This window comes from Rhizobium pisi (genome assembly GCF_003938655.1).
GTDB lineage: Bacteria > Pseudomonadota > Alphaproteobacteria > Rhizobiales > Rhizobiaceae > Rhizobium > Rhizobium pisi.
The window spans coordinates 155,324-170,148 of the sequence record NZ_RJJT01000004.1; the positions used below are offsets into that span (position 1 = coordinate 155,324).

12 protein-coding genes are annotated in these 14,825 nt (G+C 61.1%); 7 read left to right on the plus strand and 5 right to left on the minus strand.

All coding sequences use genetic code 11. The annotated features are described in order from the left end of the window. The first annotated feature begins 170 nt into the window (after window positions 1-170). Together EFD55_RS07090 and EFD55_RS07095 are read left to right on the plus strand one after the other, a co-directional pair. Complete coding sequence (locus tag EFD55_RS07090) at window positions 171-1,892, plus strand: response regulator (RefSeq protein WP_125843898.1); 1,722 nt, start codon at window positions 171-173, stop codon at window positions 1,890-1,892. 128 nt (window positions 1,893-2,020) lie between these two features. Then, window positions 2,021-3,385, plus strand: a complete 1,365-nt coding sequence (locus EFD55_RS07095; protein WP_125843899.1) for a putative bifunctional diguanylate cyclase/phosphodiesterase — start codon at window positions 2,021-2,023, stop codon at window positions 3,383-3,385. 83 nt (window positions 3,386-3,468) lie between these two features. On the opposite strand, the gene EFD55_RS07100 is transcribed toward EFD55_RS07095, so the two are convergent. The 5 genes from EFD55_RS07100 to EFD55_RS07120 form a co-directional block, all read right to left on the minus strand. Beyond that, window positions 3,469-4,077 (minus strand): PRC-barrel domain-containing protein, encoded by a 609-nt coding sequence (locus tag EFD55_RS07100; RefSeq protein ID WP_125843900.1) that lies wholly within the window; start codon window positions 4,075-4,077, stop codon window positions 3,469-3,471. A gap of 229 nt (window positions 4,078-4,306) precedes the next feature. Continuing rightward, window positions 4,307-5,194 carry an SMP-30/gluconolactonase/LRE family protein gene (locus EFD55_RS07105; RefSeq protein WP_125843901.1) on the minus strand — a complete coding sequence of 296 codons (888 nt, stop codon included), beginning with the start codon at window positions 5,192-5,194 and terminating at the stop codon, window positions 4,307-4,309. Next, window positions 5,191-5,832: a 2-dehydro-3-deoxy-6-phosphogalactonate aldolase gene (locus tag EFD55_RS07110; protein ID WP_125843902.1), complete on the minus strand. Its 642-nt coding sequence runs from the start codon at window positions 5,830-5,832 to the stop codon at window positions 5,191-5,193. Before EFD55_RS07110 ends, EFD55_RS07105 begins: the two co-directional genes overlap by 4 nt. 13 nt (window positions 5,833-5,845) lie before the next feature. After that, a complete protein-coding gene (locus tag EFD55_RS07115) occupies window positions 5,846-6,763 on the minus strand; it encodes a 2-dehydro-3-deoxygalactonokinase (protein ID WP_125843903.1) in 918 nt (305 codons plus the stop codon). Continuing rightward, window positions 6,763-7,524, minus strand: coding sequence for an SDR family NAD(P)-dependent oxidoreductase (locus tag EFD55_RS07120; protein ID WP_125843904.1), 762 nt, complete (start codon window positions 7,522-7,524; stop codon window positions 6,763-6,765). Before EFD55_RS07120 ends, EFD55_RS07115 begins: the two co-directional genes overlap by 1 nt. A gap of 107 nt (window positions 7,525-7,631) precedes the next feature. Between EFD55_RS07120 and EFD55_RS07125 the strand changes: the two genes are divergently transcribed. From EFD55_RS07125 to EFD55_RS07150, 5 genes are all read left to right on the plus strand, one after another. Beyond that, window positions 7,632-8,429, plus strand: coding sequence for an IclR family transcriptional regulator (locus EFD55_RS07125; RefSeq protein ID WP_125843905.1), 798 nt, complete (start codon window positions 7,632-7,634; stop codon window positions 8,427-8,429). A 258-nt stretch (window positions 8,430-8,687) separates the two neighbouring features. Further along, window positions 8,688-9,422, plus strand: coding sequence for a LuxR family transcriptional regulator (locus tag EFD55_RS07130; protein ID WP_125843906.1), 735 nt, complete (start codon window positions 8,688-8,690; stop codon window positions 9,420-9,422). A gap of 647 nt (window positions 9,423-10,069) precedes the next feature. After that, complete coding sequence (locus EFD55_RS07135; protein ID WP_125843907.1) at window positions 10,070-11,251, plus strand: Mrp/NBP35 family ATP-binding protein; 1,182 nt, start codon at window positions 10,070-10,072, stop codon at window positions 11,249-11,251. A gap of 479 nt (window positions 11,252-11,730) precedes the next feature. Further along, complete coding sequence (locus EFD55_RS07145; protein WP_125843908.1) at window positions 11,731-12,708, plus strand: magnesium transporter CorA family protein; 978 nt, start codon at window positions 11,731-11,733, stop codon at window positions 12,706-12,708. Window positions 12,709-12,726: 18 nt separating this feature from the next. Then, entirely contained in the window at window positions 12,727-14,625 is a 1,899-nt protein-coding gene (locus tag EFD55_RS07150; protein ID WP_125843909.1) for a potassium transporter Kup, read from the plus strand. Window positions 14,626-14,825: the final 200 nt, after the last annotated feature.

Here is a 14,825-nt window from a genome sequence, read left to right on the forward strand (position 1 = left end):
GGATTCGCGGGCTGGAGGGAAGGGGGTCGATGGGCTTTCCCGGAACCGTGATCCGGAACTCCGCTAATTTCGGGAACGGGTAATGTTAAGCCGGTTTTAACATAAAAATGGCATTTCTAATCACATACCTCCGGAAGCTGTGAAATCGAACAGATGTGGGACGCAATAGAATGAGTGCCGGCTTCGAAAAGGCGGACACATCATCGGAAACCGACGGGAATTCCGCCGAGGCCGATCTGCAGACGGCGCTTTTCGATGTGGTGTGCGACAGCCTTTCGGCGGCTTTCATCATCTATGACAAGACCGACCATCTGATCTTCGCCAGCCGTCAGATCCTCGAATTCTTTCCGCTGCCACCCGAAATGCTGAAACCGGGCACAAGGCTCCGCGATTTCCTCGGTGCGATCTACGATACCGGCATTCGCCAGCAGTATGACGTCAGGAAGGGCGGTTCGCTCAGCCGCGAAGATTGGCTGTCGCAGAAAATCGCCTCGCATTGGCGCGAGCGCTTCGACGCCGTCGAGCGTCACGGCACCGACAGCTGGGTGCGCTTCGTCAAACGCAGGCTGCCGGGCGGGTACGGCGTCACCATCATTTCTGATATTTCCGAGGACAAGAAGCGCGAAGAGCAATGGCGTTCGGATCTGGAGCGCGTGCAGCTCACAGAGGATATTCTCGACAATCTTCCGTTTCCGCTTTTCGTCAAGGACCGCAACCTCACCTATGTCGCCGTAAACCTCGCCTTCTGCGAGAAATACCAGACGACTGCCGACGAGGTGCTCGGCCGCAAAAGCGGCGATCTTTTTTCCCAGGAGATCGCCAATCGCTTCGAGGAAAGCGATCGTCATGTGCTGGAGACCGGTGAGATGTCCGTCTCCCGCCAGCGCCAGATCTCCCGCGACGGCATCGAGCGCGACATCGTCAGCCGCAAGCACCGCATTGGCAAGCCCGGCCGCTATTTCCTGGTGTCGACCATGCAGGACCTGCCGCGCGACGGTGCCGATCTCGACGAGTTCGACCGGGCGTCCGCGATTACCACGTCAAGCAATCAAAGCTACCGCCGGGCCTATCTGCCGGTGCCGAGCCCCGTCGAGCGGCGCGAACCGGCGGCGATGGAAGCGATCGTTCCGGAAAATTTCTCTGGCCGCAAGATCCTCGTCGTGACTGCCGATCTCGCCGCCGAAACCGCCGCCCTGCGCACGCTGTCGAAATACGGCTTCGAATCCTGCTCAGTGCGCGGCGAGGACGAGGAGGAGCGGTTCCTGGAAATCGCCACCTCCTCCGGCATTTCGCTCGATCTGCTGATCATCGATAACCAGATGGGCATGCGCTGCCTCGAACTCGCCGAGCAATACGGCATCCCGGCGCTCGTCATGGACGGTTTCCAGATCGCCAACGAGCTCACCTTCCAGATCGCCCGCCACTTCAATCGTAATGGCCGCGGCGGCGCCGGTGCGGACACCGATTGGGAGATCAGCACCTCCGACGAGGTGGTCGGCCTGGAGGTTCTCGTGGCCGAGGACAACGATATCAACCAGATCGTCTTTTCGCAGATCCTCGAGGGCCTCGGCTACCGCCATATGATCGCGGCGACCGGCGACGAGGTCGTGCGCCTCTGGGCCGAACACCGGCCGCAGATCGTGCTGATGGATATCTCCCTGCCGGGCTTCAACGGCTTCGAGGCCGCGCGCCTCATTCGCCAGATGGAGGAAGCTGGCGGCGAGGTCCACACCCCGATCATCGGCGTGCTGACCCAGGCCTTCGAGCGTGACCGCACCGAATGCGTCAAATCGGGCATGGACGACGTCATTATGAAACCGGTCAGCCCCGATATGCTCGAGACCGTATTTCAGAAGTATCTAATTGAAGAGGCGATGAGGGCTCGAAACTAATCGAAAGATCGGTCAACTCCCCAGATTTTGGGGAACGTCCGAGCGGCGACGACTGCTGATTTACTATCGAAATGTTAAGACATGCCGGTCATTCTTCGCATGCCTGTGGAGGAAAAGCTTGGGTTTGGATGATGAAATCGGCGGAAATAGCTTTCTTGACCGGCAGTCAGAATGAGCCTCAGGCAATGACCTATACCGATCCGTTGACCGGATTGGGAAACCGCAATCGTATGCGGGAAAAGGTGCAGCAGATTTCCGCCGAGCGGGCCAGCGATCCGGCTCCCTTCACCATCGGCATTGCCAACCTCGACAGCTTCAAGCCGATCAACGATCTGTTCGGCTCGGCCGCCGGCGACGAAATCCTCTGCCAGGTCGCCCATCGCCTCAAGGCCTGCATTCCGGATGGTGCGCTGGTCACCCGCCACGACGGTGACGAATTCGCCTTCGTGCTGCCGCTGATATTCGAACGGGCGAGTGCCGAGAAGTTCGGCCAGATGATCCGCGAGGTCCTGTCGGCGCCTTATGATCTCGGTGATCGCAACGTTCGTCTCTCCGCCTCCTTCGGCTTTTCCATCTACCCCTTTGCGGGCGAGGATTGCGAGGAACTGCTGAAGAGCGCCGAAACCGCGCTCTACCGTTCCAAGCGCCGCGGCCGCGGCCAGATTACTGTCTATTCGCGTGAGATCGCGCAGGAAATGAAGCGCGCGACGCAGTTGGAGCAGGCGCTCAGAAACGCTATCATCTCCGATGCGATCGATGTGCATTTTCAGCCGATCGTCTCCTTGTCCAACAATCAGGTGGTCGGTTTCGAGGCGCTCGCCCGCTGGAACGATCCCGATCTCGGCTTCGTTTCGCCCGGCGTCTTCGTGCCGCTCGCCGAAGAGCGCGGCTTCATCGACGCACTATCGGAGGCGCTGCTGCGCAAGGCTGCCGAAGCAGCACTTTCCTGGCCGCGCGACCTCTTCCTGTCGTTCAATCTCTCCTCGGCCCAGCTGATGGATCCGGGCACAAGCAGCAGCGTCCTGTCGATCCTCGGCCGTGTCGGCCTCGATCCGCATCGCCTGGAGTTGGAGATCACCGAAACCGCGGTCATGGGTTCGGCCGACACCGCTCATCGCATCATCGCTGATCTGCGCGCCGCCGGTGTGCGCATTTCGCTTGACGATTTCGGCACTGGCCAGTCGAGTCTCGGGCGCCTGCGCGACTTCATCTTCGACAAGATCAAGATCGACCGCGCCTTCGTTTCGCGCATCAATTCCGACCGCGCCTCCGAACACATCATCAAGGCGATCCTTGCCATGTGCGAGGGCCTGGAACTAGAAGTCGTCGCGGAGGGCATCGAGGATTATGCCGAAGCGGTGAAATTGCGCACGCTCGGCTGCGGCATGGGGCAAGGCTATCACTTCGGCCGGCCGGCCGATGGAATAGCCACGCTGCGCTTCCTGCACGAGAATTACTACGACTCAGCCGTGACCGAGCGTGTCAGCGCGTAGAGATTTCCGAGTCGTTCGCGGAAACAAAGCAATGGCGCCCCTAGGAGCGCCATCGCCTACGCTATACTACCGCGCGCGCGGATTTACTTAGCCGTGGTCGAGCCGGTTGCCGTGGTATCGGTGCCGGTCGCGGCTGGAGCCTTTTCAGCCGACTGCATTGCCAGCGTCTTGAACTCAGGTGCGGCCTTCAGCGATTCGGCCGTTTCGCTCGTCGTCAGCTTGACGCTGCCGTCCTGCGTGTTCTGGGCGACGGTGATCTTTTCCATCGGCACGGCGACGTTCTTTTCGCCAATGCCGAGGAAACCGCCCACGCCGATGATCGCAGCGACAAGGCCGCCATCCTTCTTCATGATCAGGTCGTTGACGCTGCCGATGCTTTCATTGTTGCCGTTATAGACCGACTGGCCAATGTAGGTATTGGCGCTGATCTGGTCCGGAGCCTGCTCTGTGATGTAGCCGGCCTGAGCCGTATCGGCTGTCGGTGCCGGAGCGGGAGCCTGTGCGGCATCGCCTGCGGGCTTCGTGACATCAGGGGTTATCGGCGGCTTGGGTGCTGCCGGATCAGCCGGAGCTGCCTGCGTCGGAGCGGCGGGATCCGCCGGCTTTGGGGCCGCCTGCGAAAATGCCGCCGGTGCGAAAGCCGTGGCAAACAGGGCGCCAGCGGCAACAGTCGTCAGAAGTTTGCTTGTCATTTCGAACCTGCCTTTTCATTTCCCTAGAGTAATCGCTGACCCGGCAAGGCTCATTTTGGGCATGCTTACCGTGTCGGTTCGAAGAGGAAATGACTGGTGTGCAGATTGGTTCCGGCTGAAAACACGGAAAATTTCTCGATTTTCACGGAACATTTATCGAGAAGCCGGCAACGAAAAGCAAAAGGCGCCCCGGTCCGGAGCGCCTCTCGTTGCCGCCGGCAAACGACATTCAGATGACGTAGACGGGGTCGAATATGCCTTTGACCTCGATGCCAAGCTCCAGAAGCGCGCCGGCGCTGGGCTGCGCCGAACGAGCATGCTCGTCGAGCCCTTCCCAGGCGGTGGTCACTGCCAGCCGGTCAGCGTTGGCGCCGATGAAAGCCGGGCAGGAGGGCTGCACGGCCGGAACCTTGTAGCGCGAAATGCGCAGGCCATCGGGATTGTAGCGGTCGACGACGCCGGCGCCCCAGCGTGCATTCCAGATATAACCATCGGCATCGACCACCGAACCGTCGATATCGCCTGGTTCGTTCATGCTGTCGACGAGCACGATCGGCTCGCCCGAGGGCAGGCCGGTCTGCGGATCGACCATGACGCGCATCAGCCGGTTGATGCGGGAATCCGTGTAATAGCCGGTCGTGCCGTCAGGCGAGAAGCAGATCGAATTTGGGATGCTGATGCCGTTGAAGATCTTCGTCACCTTGCCGCTAGCGACATGATAGATGGCGCCGGCCTGGTTTTCCGCCCGCTTGCTCATCGTGCCGATCCAGAGCGCGCCGGAGGGATGGGTGCGTCCGTCGTTCGAACGGTTTTCCGGCTTGTCGTTTTCGAGCGCGGCGTAGAAGGTGAGGTTGCCGCTGGCCACGTCACGCACGAAAAGCCCTTCCTCCGTCGCGATCAGTTGCCGTCCGGCGTCGATGCGGGCAAGCACGCTCGCCATGACGGGCAGCGGATGCACCTTCTTCTGCCCGCTCGAAAGATTGAGCTCGTGCAGTTCCTTACCGAGAATGTTGAACCACCAGACGGTATTGCTGTCCGGATCATAGGTCGGGCCTTCGCCGAGAACGGAATTGGTGTTGCAAAGGGTCTTGCCCTCGAAATCGTAGATATCGGTCATACGTTCACGCTCCCAATGGCTGCATCATAGGCGTAAATGGTCGCCTTGGCGCGCTCGGCAACCTCTGACGCGGTCATTCCGGGTTTGTAGATGCTGGTGCCGAGGCCGAAGGAGAAGATGCCGGCCTTGGTGTAATCGCCGAAATTCTTGTCCGATACGCCGCCCACAGCGGCAATCGTGAGCTCCGGCGGCAGGATGGCCCGGATCGCTGTGATGCCGGAAGGACCGAGTACGCTGGCAGGAAAGAATTTGAGGCCGGTGGCGCCAGCGCGCGCTGCCGCCAGCGCCTCGGTCGGCGTGAAGACACCGGGCATCGTCACCATGCCGTATTGGCGCGCCCGGATGATCACCTCAGGCTCGACATTCGGCGTGACGAGCAGTTTGCCACCGGCCGCGTTCAGGCTGTCGACCGCTTCGGCCGTCAGCACGGTGCCGGCGCCGATCAGCACGTCGGCCGGCGCCATCTTCACGGCGATCTCGATGGATTTGAACGGCTCCGGCGAATTCAGCGGGATCTCGATCGCCGTCAGGCCGTTTTCGATCAGGGCGCCGACGACGCTCTCGGTCTCTTCAGGCCTGATGCCGCGAAGGATTGCGATCAGCGGGCGCTTCATGTCGGGGAAGGAGATGCGGTTCATCGTGTCAGCTTTCTCAATTCGGCCAGATGGCTTCGGCCGCGGCCGAAAGCCCGCGGCGCACGGCGGCGTCCGCATCAATGGCGGTGAAGGCAAGGGAGAGAGTTCTGAAGGCCTGTTCGTAGAGCGCTTGCAGGCGCCCGGAGGCGACGAGGGTGATGCCTGTGCCGCTTGGCGCATCCTGCAACGCGCCGGCGATCTCGAGGCCGATCAGCGTGCCGGAAAGCCGGGCTTGCGCGGCAGCGGCCGATATCCCGTGCAGGAGCTGGCCCGAGCGGGCGGTAAAGAGCAGGTTGGAGGCAAGCGCCGGGCGCGCGAAAGCGGCCGACACCGCCGCCTCGAAGGCTGCCGCGTCGACCGGCTGCTCTTCGGCACCTGCTACAGCATGCGACAGGATCGTGTGTTTGCTGACCGCATCAAAAAGCTCGCCGGTCATGAAGGTCGAAAAACCGGTGACTTTGCCGTTGCTCACATGCACCCATTTCGAATGGGTGCCCGGCATGCAGACCGCTTGCGCGCCGGAACTTGCGGAGCCAAGCGCGCCGAGAAGCTGGGTTTCCTCGCCGCGCATGACGTCGGGAGTGGCGGTATCCCGCTGGGCAAGGCCTGGCAATATGCGTATGTCGCGACTTTCCCCAGGCACCGAGGCGGCGCCGGTCAGGATCGCGGCGAGCGGGGCCGGCACGTCGATATAACCGGCCTCGACCCAGCCCTGTCTTGCGCCCGCCATGCCGCAGATGATGACCGGCAGGCTTTCCGGTGCCTCGATGGCGGCAAGATGGCCGGCGAGCACTTGGGAAAAGCCGGTCTTTGCCGCGCTAGTCATGCCTTCGCCGCTGCGGCGTTCGGCAAGGATGGCGCCATCCTTGCCGATCAGCCACAGCCGAAAGCTGCTGGTGCCCCAGTCGACCGCCACATAAGCGGGATTTACCATTACAGAACGCCTCCATCGACAATCAGGGACTGGGCGGTCATTGCCGCCGCGCAGTCGGATGCAAGAAACAGACAAGGACCGACGATCGCATCGGCCGTGAGTGCGACTTTCAGGCACTGCTGCTCCACCGAGCGCGCGATGCTCTCCTCGGTCAGCCAGAGCTGCATCTGCCGTTCGGTGACGACCATGCCCGGCAGGATGCAGTTGACCCGGATATTCTCAGGCCCGAGCCTGCCAGCCATGCTCTTCGTCAACCCGACGACCGCTGCCTTCGCTGCGGCATAGGAGGGGAACCCGCCCATATTCAGCTTGAAGGCGATCGATGACATATTGACGATCGCCCCGCCGCCGGCTGCCCGCATCGACGGCGCCACCGCCTGCGACGTAAAGAAGACGTGCCGCAGGTTCACCGCCTGGTTGTTATCCCAATAGGCCTCGGTTACTTCGTCGAATTCATGACGGTCGTCCCAGGCGGCATTGTTGACCAGCACGCGGATCGGCCCGGAGGTCGCAACGACGCTATCGACCGTAGATCGGATCGCCTCGACGTCGCGCAGGTCGGCATGGTGAAAGGAGACGGGATGCATCGTTTCCCGCGACAGCCTTTCGGCAAGCGCGCCGCCTGCGGCTTCTGCGATATCGATGAAGGAGACTTTGGCGCCTTGCCGGGCAAAACCTTCGACGATCGCGGCACCTATGCCCGACCCGCCGCCGGTCACGAGCACGGTGCGGTCTCTGAATTCGGGAAATTGTGCTGGCATTACGGTCACCGTCTCCTCCCGGCGGGTTGTTCCATTATTCGGAACTTAATTTGACTATATGGAATTATCGAATTATGCTGCCCTTTCTGTCAAGGGCGGACGAGGCGATGGATTCAAACCGTGATGGTATAATGCAGGCACGCGAGACCGGCACGCTCGGCAAGCTGATGGTGCTGCTCGACCTCGTCACCCACGCCGATGCGCCGCTGCGCTTCACCGATATTCTCTCCCTTGCTGGCCAGCCGCGCGGCACGCTGCACCGCCAGCTGGGTCACCTGGTGGAGGAAGGGCTGATCGAGGTCGACGTCGACGGCCGCTACGCTCCCGGCCTGCGCCTTCTCGATTTCGCCGCGCGCAGCTGGGCGCGCAACGAATTCCGTCTCATTGCAGAACCGCATCTCGCCGATCTGCAGCAGGCGACCGGCGAGACGGTCCATCTCGGTGTGCTCAGGGGCTCGTCGATCATCTACCTCGATAAGGTCGAAGGCCGCCAGCCGGTGCGGATGTATTCGCAGATCGGCAACGCTTCACCCTGTTACTGCACCGGCGTCGGCAAGGCCGCGCTTTCCAGGCTTCCGGCCGAAAGCCTCGCCAATCTGCTGGCCGATTTGAGCTTTACCCGATTTACCGCCTCCACCCATGTTTCGGCTGAAACCCTGCTCGCCGAGATCCGTGAGATCGCCGATCTCGGGTATGCCTTCGACCGTGAAGAGCACGAGGCCGGCATCCGCTGCGTCGCCGCGCCCATCTGGTCGGAGGACCGGACTTTTATCGGCGGGGTGTCGATTACCGGCCCGGCCTATCGATTGTCGATGGAACTTCTGCGCCAATGGGCCGTTCCGGTTCAACTGGCGGCCGGGAGGATCATGGAAGGCATGCGCATTCGTCTTGGTCCGCGCCGTTGACGGGAAAAAATCGCCGTCCGCCGGCTCCTGGACGGGATCGCAGAGCATGCTTATGATGAGCGCGATATTGAGATTTACCGGCGAATCACCACAACTAGAACGGTCCGCGAAATCTACAACCGTTCAACGGCCATACGCTGAAACGCCGAGGCCGATCCCATGTGATCCAAAGCGGTCGTCATTCCCTGATGCAATCGAAACACCCATGGGGTTTCGTAAATGGTTTGCCGGCCGCTGGGCCGAAGATGAAGAAATGTGATGGCACACTTGTCGCAAACATCCCCGGAAGAAGACGATTATGTTCAGGAAATAGCGGGCCTGAAGACCCAGTTCGATATTTTCCGTTTCATGAAACGCGTGACGGAAGCCTATCGCAGCCGTGCCTTCATGGTTCTCAACCTGCCGCCGATCACCTCTTTCGATCTTCAGGGCAGCACCGTCATCACCAGCTGGCCGGCTGAGCTTCTGGCGCTCTACGACCAGGAAGGCCTGATGGTGAACAGCCCGGTTCTCAGGCGCCTCAGAACATCGGCGCGGCCCTTCTCCTTCGACATGTCGCGGCAGAGTTGGCCGCGGGACGATGGCAAGTCCATCCTCGTCACCTCCCTGTTCGAACGTTTCAAGATGATGCGCTCCGCCTACTTCCCGACACACGAGCCCTCCGGCCTGCGCGGCGCCGTCTCTTTCGCGGGCGATCGCGAACCCTTCAGTGCGGCCGAAATGCGCGAGCTGTGCTATATCGCTATCCATGTCTTCGACAGGCTCGCCGAGATCCGCCATCTCGACACGCGCATGACCGATACGCTGACCGACCGCGAGATCGATTGCCTCAACTGGACGGCGGCCGGCAAGACCAGTGCCGAAATCGCCGAGATTCTCACGCTGTCCGAGCACACGGTCAATCACTACCTCAACCGCGCCACCAAGAAGCTCGACACGGTCAATCGCACCCAGGCCGTCGCCAAGGCGCTGCGGATCGGCCTGATCAAATAAGGTGCAAAAAGGCACGGCGTGCTATCGCCTTTCGCCCAGCGTATAGGCACGTTTTCTCGCAAGGGAACAATCCCACGCGTGTTTGCCCTATTCCTCCGGATTTTCCATCTGGCACGCTTTCTGCATCTCCTTTGCCAGAGGTCCAGAGGGGACTTTAATGACCAGCGCCAGGAAATGGCGCGGCCGACACATCGCTGCCCGACGCCGATACTGCACTCCTCCGGTGCTTCGGCGTCGGGGGCGATTGTTGCGTTTTCGCACCGCTCCTTTCGCAGCTGTTTGCAATTTCGGCTTTCTCCATCATTTTTTGCTGGTCTTTTTTTCGGCTTACTCTAGTTCGCCCGCATTGCGCCGGTACTCAGGGGAGACCGTTGCGGCCATCAGGGCGAAAGCCCGGCGGACTTGATGGCCGCAACGGAACGCGAATTTCACCGCTGCTCTCCTGAGTGCCCGGCAAATCGATTTTCCGGCCGATGATTTTGTTTGGCGAAGGCGTGCGCCTCCACTATCTCTACTGCATAATTTTAGCCTTGATCGGAATCGATCAAGGCTAAAATTATGCAGTAATTTAAAGTGCTACAGCGTCCTTTGCGCGTCTTGAAAAACGCGCGGCACTGTAGTCTGCGAGAAGAAGCAGTGAGGGTGGAATGGCCGACGTCACCAAGGAACAGGTTCTCGAAACGCTGAAGACCGTGCGTGGACCGGATCTCGAGCACGATATCGTCGAGCTCGGTATGGTTTCCGACGTCTTCATCTCCGATGGCAAGGTCTATTTCTCCATCACCGTTCCGGCCGAGCGCGCAAGGGAGCTGGAGCCGATGCGGCTCGCTGCCGAGCGCGTCATCAAGGAAATGCCGGGGGTCAAGGGCGCTCTCGTCACGCTGACGGCGGACAAGAAGGCGGCCGCCGCAGCTCCTGCTGCGCGTCCGGCGCCGAACCCGCCCCACGGCCATGCCGGCCACGATCATTCGCACGATCATCAGGGCCATGCGCACGCCCCGCAGCAACAGACCCCGCGCACGGGCAAGATCGGCGTTCCCGGCATCGGCGCCATCATCGCCGTCGCATCAGGCAAGGGTGGGGTCGGCAAGTCGACCACCGCCGTCAACCTCGCGCTCGGCCTTTTGGCCAACGGTCTGCGCGTAGGCATTCTCGATGCCGATATCTACGGACCGTCCATGCCGCGTTTGCTGAAGATATCGGGCCGCCCGACGCAGATCGACGGCCGCATCATCAATCCGATGGAGAATTACGGCCTCAAGGTCATGTCGATGGGCTTTCTCGTCGATGAGGAGACAGCGATGATCTGGCGGGGGCCGATGGTCCAGTCGGCACTGCTGCAGATGCTGCGCGAAGTCGCCTGGGGCGAGCTTGACGTCCTCGTCGTCGACATGCCGCCCGGTACCGGTGACGCGCAGCTGACCATGGCCCAGCAGGTGCCGCTCGCCGGCGCCGTCATCGTCTCGACGCCGCAGGATCTGGCCCTGATCGATGCCCGCAAGGGCCTCAACATGTTCCGCAAGGTCGAGGTGCCGGTCCTCGGCATCGTCGAGAACATGAGCTATTTCATCGCCCCGGACACCGGCACCCGCTACGACATCTTCGGTCATGGCGGCGCCCGCAAAGAGGCCGAGCGCATCGGCGTGCCCTTCCTCGGCGAAGTGCCGCTGACGATGAACATCCGCGAAACTTCCGATGCCGGAACGCCGCTGGTTGCCTCCGAGCCGAACGGCATCGTCGCCGGCATCTATCGCGGCATCGCTACCAAGGTCTGGGAGCAGCTCGCCGGCCAGTCACAGCGCCCTGCGCCAACGATCGTCTTCGAATAATGCATGTCGCCCGGAAGTGTGAAGCGGTTCCGGGATAACGACATGCGTAAAATATAGGCTCCCGATACCCGAATCGCTGCGGCCGATACCCCAAATTGTGGGGGAAGCGTGGTGAAAAGCCGCGCTTCACGGAAGATGTCTTGATTATTTCATGGCTTTGCTTCATATGCCGCGGCGCCATGATGGCGTTGCAGCAGATGCTCGATGACGGCCGCCTTCGTTTCGAAGGGTCCGGTCCGCCTGCAGGTTCGGAGTTGTCTTGTCGATCGAAGGATTGGTAACTGCGATGCGGTGGAGCAGAATGCGCATGCCGGTCCGAAAGACTGGATGCAGCCGGAGTTATATGAGCTTTCTTGATCCGCTTCCGTTTCGATCGATGACGAGCGACCGTCGCGTTGCTGCGCTCGCGGCCGCATGGAAAGGCTTTCGATGAAGAGGGCAACGGCCACGAAGCCGCGTGAGCATCGGAGATTGTGCCGGTGATCACCGCTTACTGTTCCAATTGCAGGTCGATCGAGATCCGCGATCTCTCGAAGGGCGCGTCCGTGCCCGAGGATGTCGTATGGATCGACATGGTCGAGCCGACCCGCGACGAGGAGCTTTATGTCGAGAAGGTTCTCGGCATCGAGGTTCCGACCCGCGACGACCTCAAGGATATCGAGCCCTCCGCACGCCTCTATGTCGAAAACGACGCCGTGTTCATGACGGCCTCGCTGCTTTCGAAAGCCGATACCGAAGCGCCGATGCTGACTGACGTCGCCTTCATCCTGGCCAGAAACCGGCTGGTCACCATCCGTTACGCTCATCCTAAATCCTTTGCGCTGTTCATCGCCGCCCTTCACCGGCTGCCGGAAAACTGGCGCAATGGCACGGCCCTCCTCGCCAAGCTCTTGGAGACGATCGTCGACCGCACTGCCGAGATCCTCGAGGTCTCCGTCTCGCGTATCGACATCCTGTCGATGCATGTCTTCGGCGACCGGGCCAGGAAGGTGCGCAGGCCCTCGAACTATCTCGAGGAGAAGCTGAGGGATATCGCCGGCCATCACCGGACGATCAGCAAACTGCGCGACAGCCTCGGTTCGCTTTTCCGCCTGCTGACCTTCTTTCACACTGTCCCGGCGATCCAGCAGGACCGCGAGGCGAAAGATCTCTGCCGCACCGTCTCACGCGATGTTCAGTCGCTGTCGGAGCACGCTTCCTTCGTCGCCGCCAACATCACCTTTTTGCTCGACGCTTCGCTCGGACTGATCAACATCGAGCAGAACTCGATCATCAAGATTTTCTCGATCGCATCCGTGGTGTTCTTGCCGCCGACGCTGGTCGCCTCCATCTATGGCATGAACTTTCAGGTCATGCCGGAACTGACCTGGGTCGCGGGTTATCCCTATTCGCTGACCCTGATGGTGATCTCAGCCATCATTCCCTTTTTCTTTTTCCGCTGGAAAGGCTGGCTCTGAGGAGCCTGTTGAAATTTCATGTCCGAAGAGAGCCATCAGCACGAACGTCATATGACGCCGAGAAAGCTGTTTTATCTCGCGCTGGGTTCGGTCGGCGTCGTCTACGGCGATATCGGCACGAGCCCTCTCTACGCCTTTCGCGAAGCGTTGAAGCCCGTGGCCCACGACGGCCTCACCCGTTTTGAGGTCATCAGCCTGATCTCGCTGATGATCTGGGCGCTGACGATCATCGTCACCATCAAATATGTGCTCTTCCTGCTGCGCGCCGACAACGAGGGTGAGGGTGGCACACTGTCGCTGCTTGCCCTTCTGATGAAGACCGCCAACGGCCATACCGCCTTGTTGATGCTGCTCGGCCTGATGGGTGCGGCACTCTTCCTCGGCGATGCGATGATTACGCCGGCGCTTTCGGTGTTGTCGGCGGTCGAGGGCCTCAAGCTCGTCACGCCCAGCCTTTCGGAATATATCGTGCCGATTTCGGTGGTGATCCTGGCGCTGCTCTTCGTCGTGCAGTCGCGCGGCACCGGCGCCGTTGCGAAGTTCTTCGGCCCGATCACCGCCGTCTGGTTCATCGTCATAGCCGCCGCCGGCGTATCGCATATCTCGGACGATTACGGCATCCTTGCCGCCTTCAATCCTTATTATGCGGTCAGCTTCCTGCTGCATGAGGGTTTCTACGGCGTCGTCGTGCTCGGCGCCGTCTTCCTGACGGTGACGGGTGCCGAGGCGCTTTATGCCGATCTCGGTCACTTCGGCCGCCGCCCGATCCAGTGGGCCTGGTTCGCGCTGGTGTTCCCGTCGCTGACGCTGAACTATCTCGGTCAGGGCGCTCTCGTTCTCGGCAAGCCGGAAACGATGTCCGATCCCTTCTATCTGATGTTTCCGCAATGGGCGCTGCTGCCGGTCGTCATCCTTGCCACCGCTGCGACGATCATCGCCAGCCAGGCTGTCATAACAGGCGCCTTTTCTCTGGTGCGCCAGGGCATCAACCTCGGTTTCCTGCCGCGCATGGAAATCCTCTTCACCTCCGAAACCAACACCGGGCAGATCTTCGTGCCTTCGGTGAACGCCGTACTGTTCATCGGCGTCATTTTCCTGGTCCTGAGCTTCAAAACCTCGGACGCGCTGGCGACCGCCTATGGCATCTCCGTTACCGGCGCCATGGTCGTCACCTCGATCATGGCCTTCGAATTCGTCCGCGTCCGCTGGAACTGGTCGCTGCCGGTTGCCATCATCGCCCTCGCCCCGCTGGTCGCGCTCGAAATGATCTTCCTCGGCGCCAACCTGCTGAAGATCCACGACGGCGGCTATATCCCGATCCTGATCGCCACGGCCTTTACCGTCATCATGTGGACCTGGCGCCGCGGCACGGCGATCCTGATGGAAAAGACCCGCCACACCGACATTCCGCTCACCTCCTTCGTCAGCTCGATCGAGCGCAAGAGCGAGCATTCGCCGGCCCAGGTTCCCGGCACCGCGATCTTCCTGACCAGCGATCCGGAATCGGCGCCCGCCGCCTTGCTGCATAATCTTAAGCACAACCACGTGCTCCATGACCGCAACGTCATCCTGACGATCCGCACCGTCAACAAGCCGCGCGTCCCGGGTCACGACCGCTACAAGGTCGAGCAGATTTCCGAGCGCTTCTCCCGCGTTGAGTTGCTGTTCGGCTTCATGGAATCGCAAAATGTCTCGCAGGCGTTGGCGACGCTGCGCAAGACGGGGCTGAAGTTCGACATCATGTCGACGTCCTTCTATCTCGGACGCCGCAAGCTGGTGCCGGACGCCAAGTCCGGCATGCCTTATTGGCAGGACCGGCTTTACATCGCGCTCGCCAATGCCGCCGCCAATCCCTCGGACTACTTCCGTCTGCCGGCGAATCGCGTGGTGGAACTGGGCTCGCACGTCATTATTTGATGTGTGGAACGGGGGGCGCGGTTTGAGGCCCTAACTCTGTGATGCTTCCGGATTATTGGTCTTCGCGATGAAGACCCCGCCCCAAACCCGCCCGGGGTCGAGCCACAGGTCTCGACCCGTCCTCTGGACCCCCACAAGGGGGAGGGGCTTAACCTGCATATCTGCGACGTTTCGAGTGGAACGAGCGGGCGCTCCGGGTT

Coding starts and splice junctions, on each gene's coding strand:
- EFD55_RS07090 (WP_125843898.1), top strand. CDS start 171: ATGAGTGCCGGCTTCGAAAAGGCGGACACATCATCGGAAACCGACGGG.
- EFD55_RS07095 (WP_125843899.1), top strand. CDS start 2,021: ATGATGAAATCGGCGGAAATAGCTTTCTTGACCGGCAGTCAGAATGAG.
- EFD55_RS07100 (WP_125843900.1), bottom strand. CDS start 4,077: ATGACAAGCAAACTTCTGACGACTGTTGCCGCTGGCGCCCTGTTTGCC.
- EFD55_RS07105 (WP_125843901.1), bottom strand. CDS start 5,194: ATGACCGATATCTACGATTTCGAGGGCAAGACCCTTTGCAACACCAAT.
- EFD55_RS07110 (WP_125843902.1), bottom strand. CDS start 5,832: ATGAACCGCATCTCCTTCCCCGACATGAAGCGCCCGCTGATCGCAATC.
- EFD55_RS07115 (WP_125843903.1), bottom strand. CDS start 6,763: ATGGTAAATCCCGCTTATGTGGCGGTCGACTGGGGCACCAGCAGCTTT.
- EFD55_RS07120 (WP_125843904.1), bottom strand. CDS start 7,524: ATGCCAGCACAATTTCCCGAATTCAGAGACCGCACCGTGCTCGTGACC.
- EFD55_RS07125 (WP_125843905.1), top strand. CDS start 7,632: ATGGATTCAAACCGTGATGGTATAATGCAGGCACGCGAGACCGGCACG.
- EFD55_RS07130 (WP_125843906.1), top strand. CDS start 8,688: ATGGCACACTTGTCGCAAACATCCCCGGAAGAAGACGATTATGTTCAG.
- EFD55_RS07135 (WP_125843907.1), top strand. CDS start 10,070: ATGGCCGACGTCACCAAGGAACAGGTTCTCGAAACGCTGAAGACCGTG.
- EFD55_RS07150 (WP_125843909.1), top strand. CDS start 12,727: ATGTCCGAAGAGAGCCATCAGCACGAACGTCATATGACGCCGAGAAAG.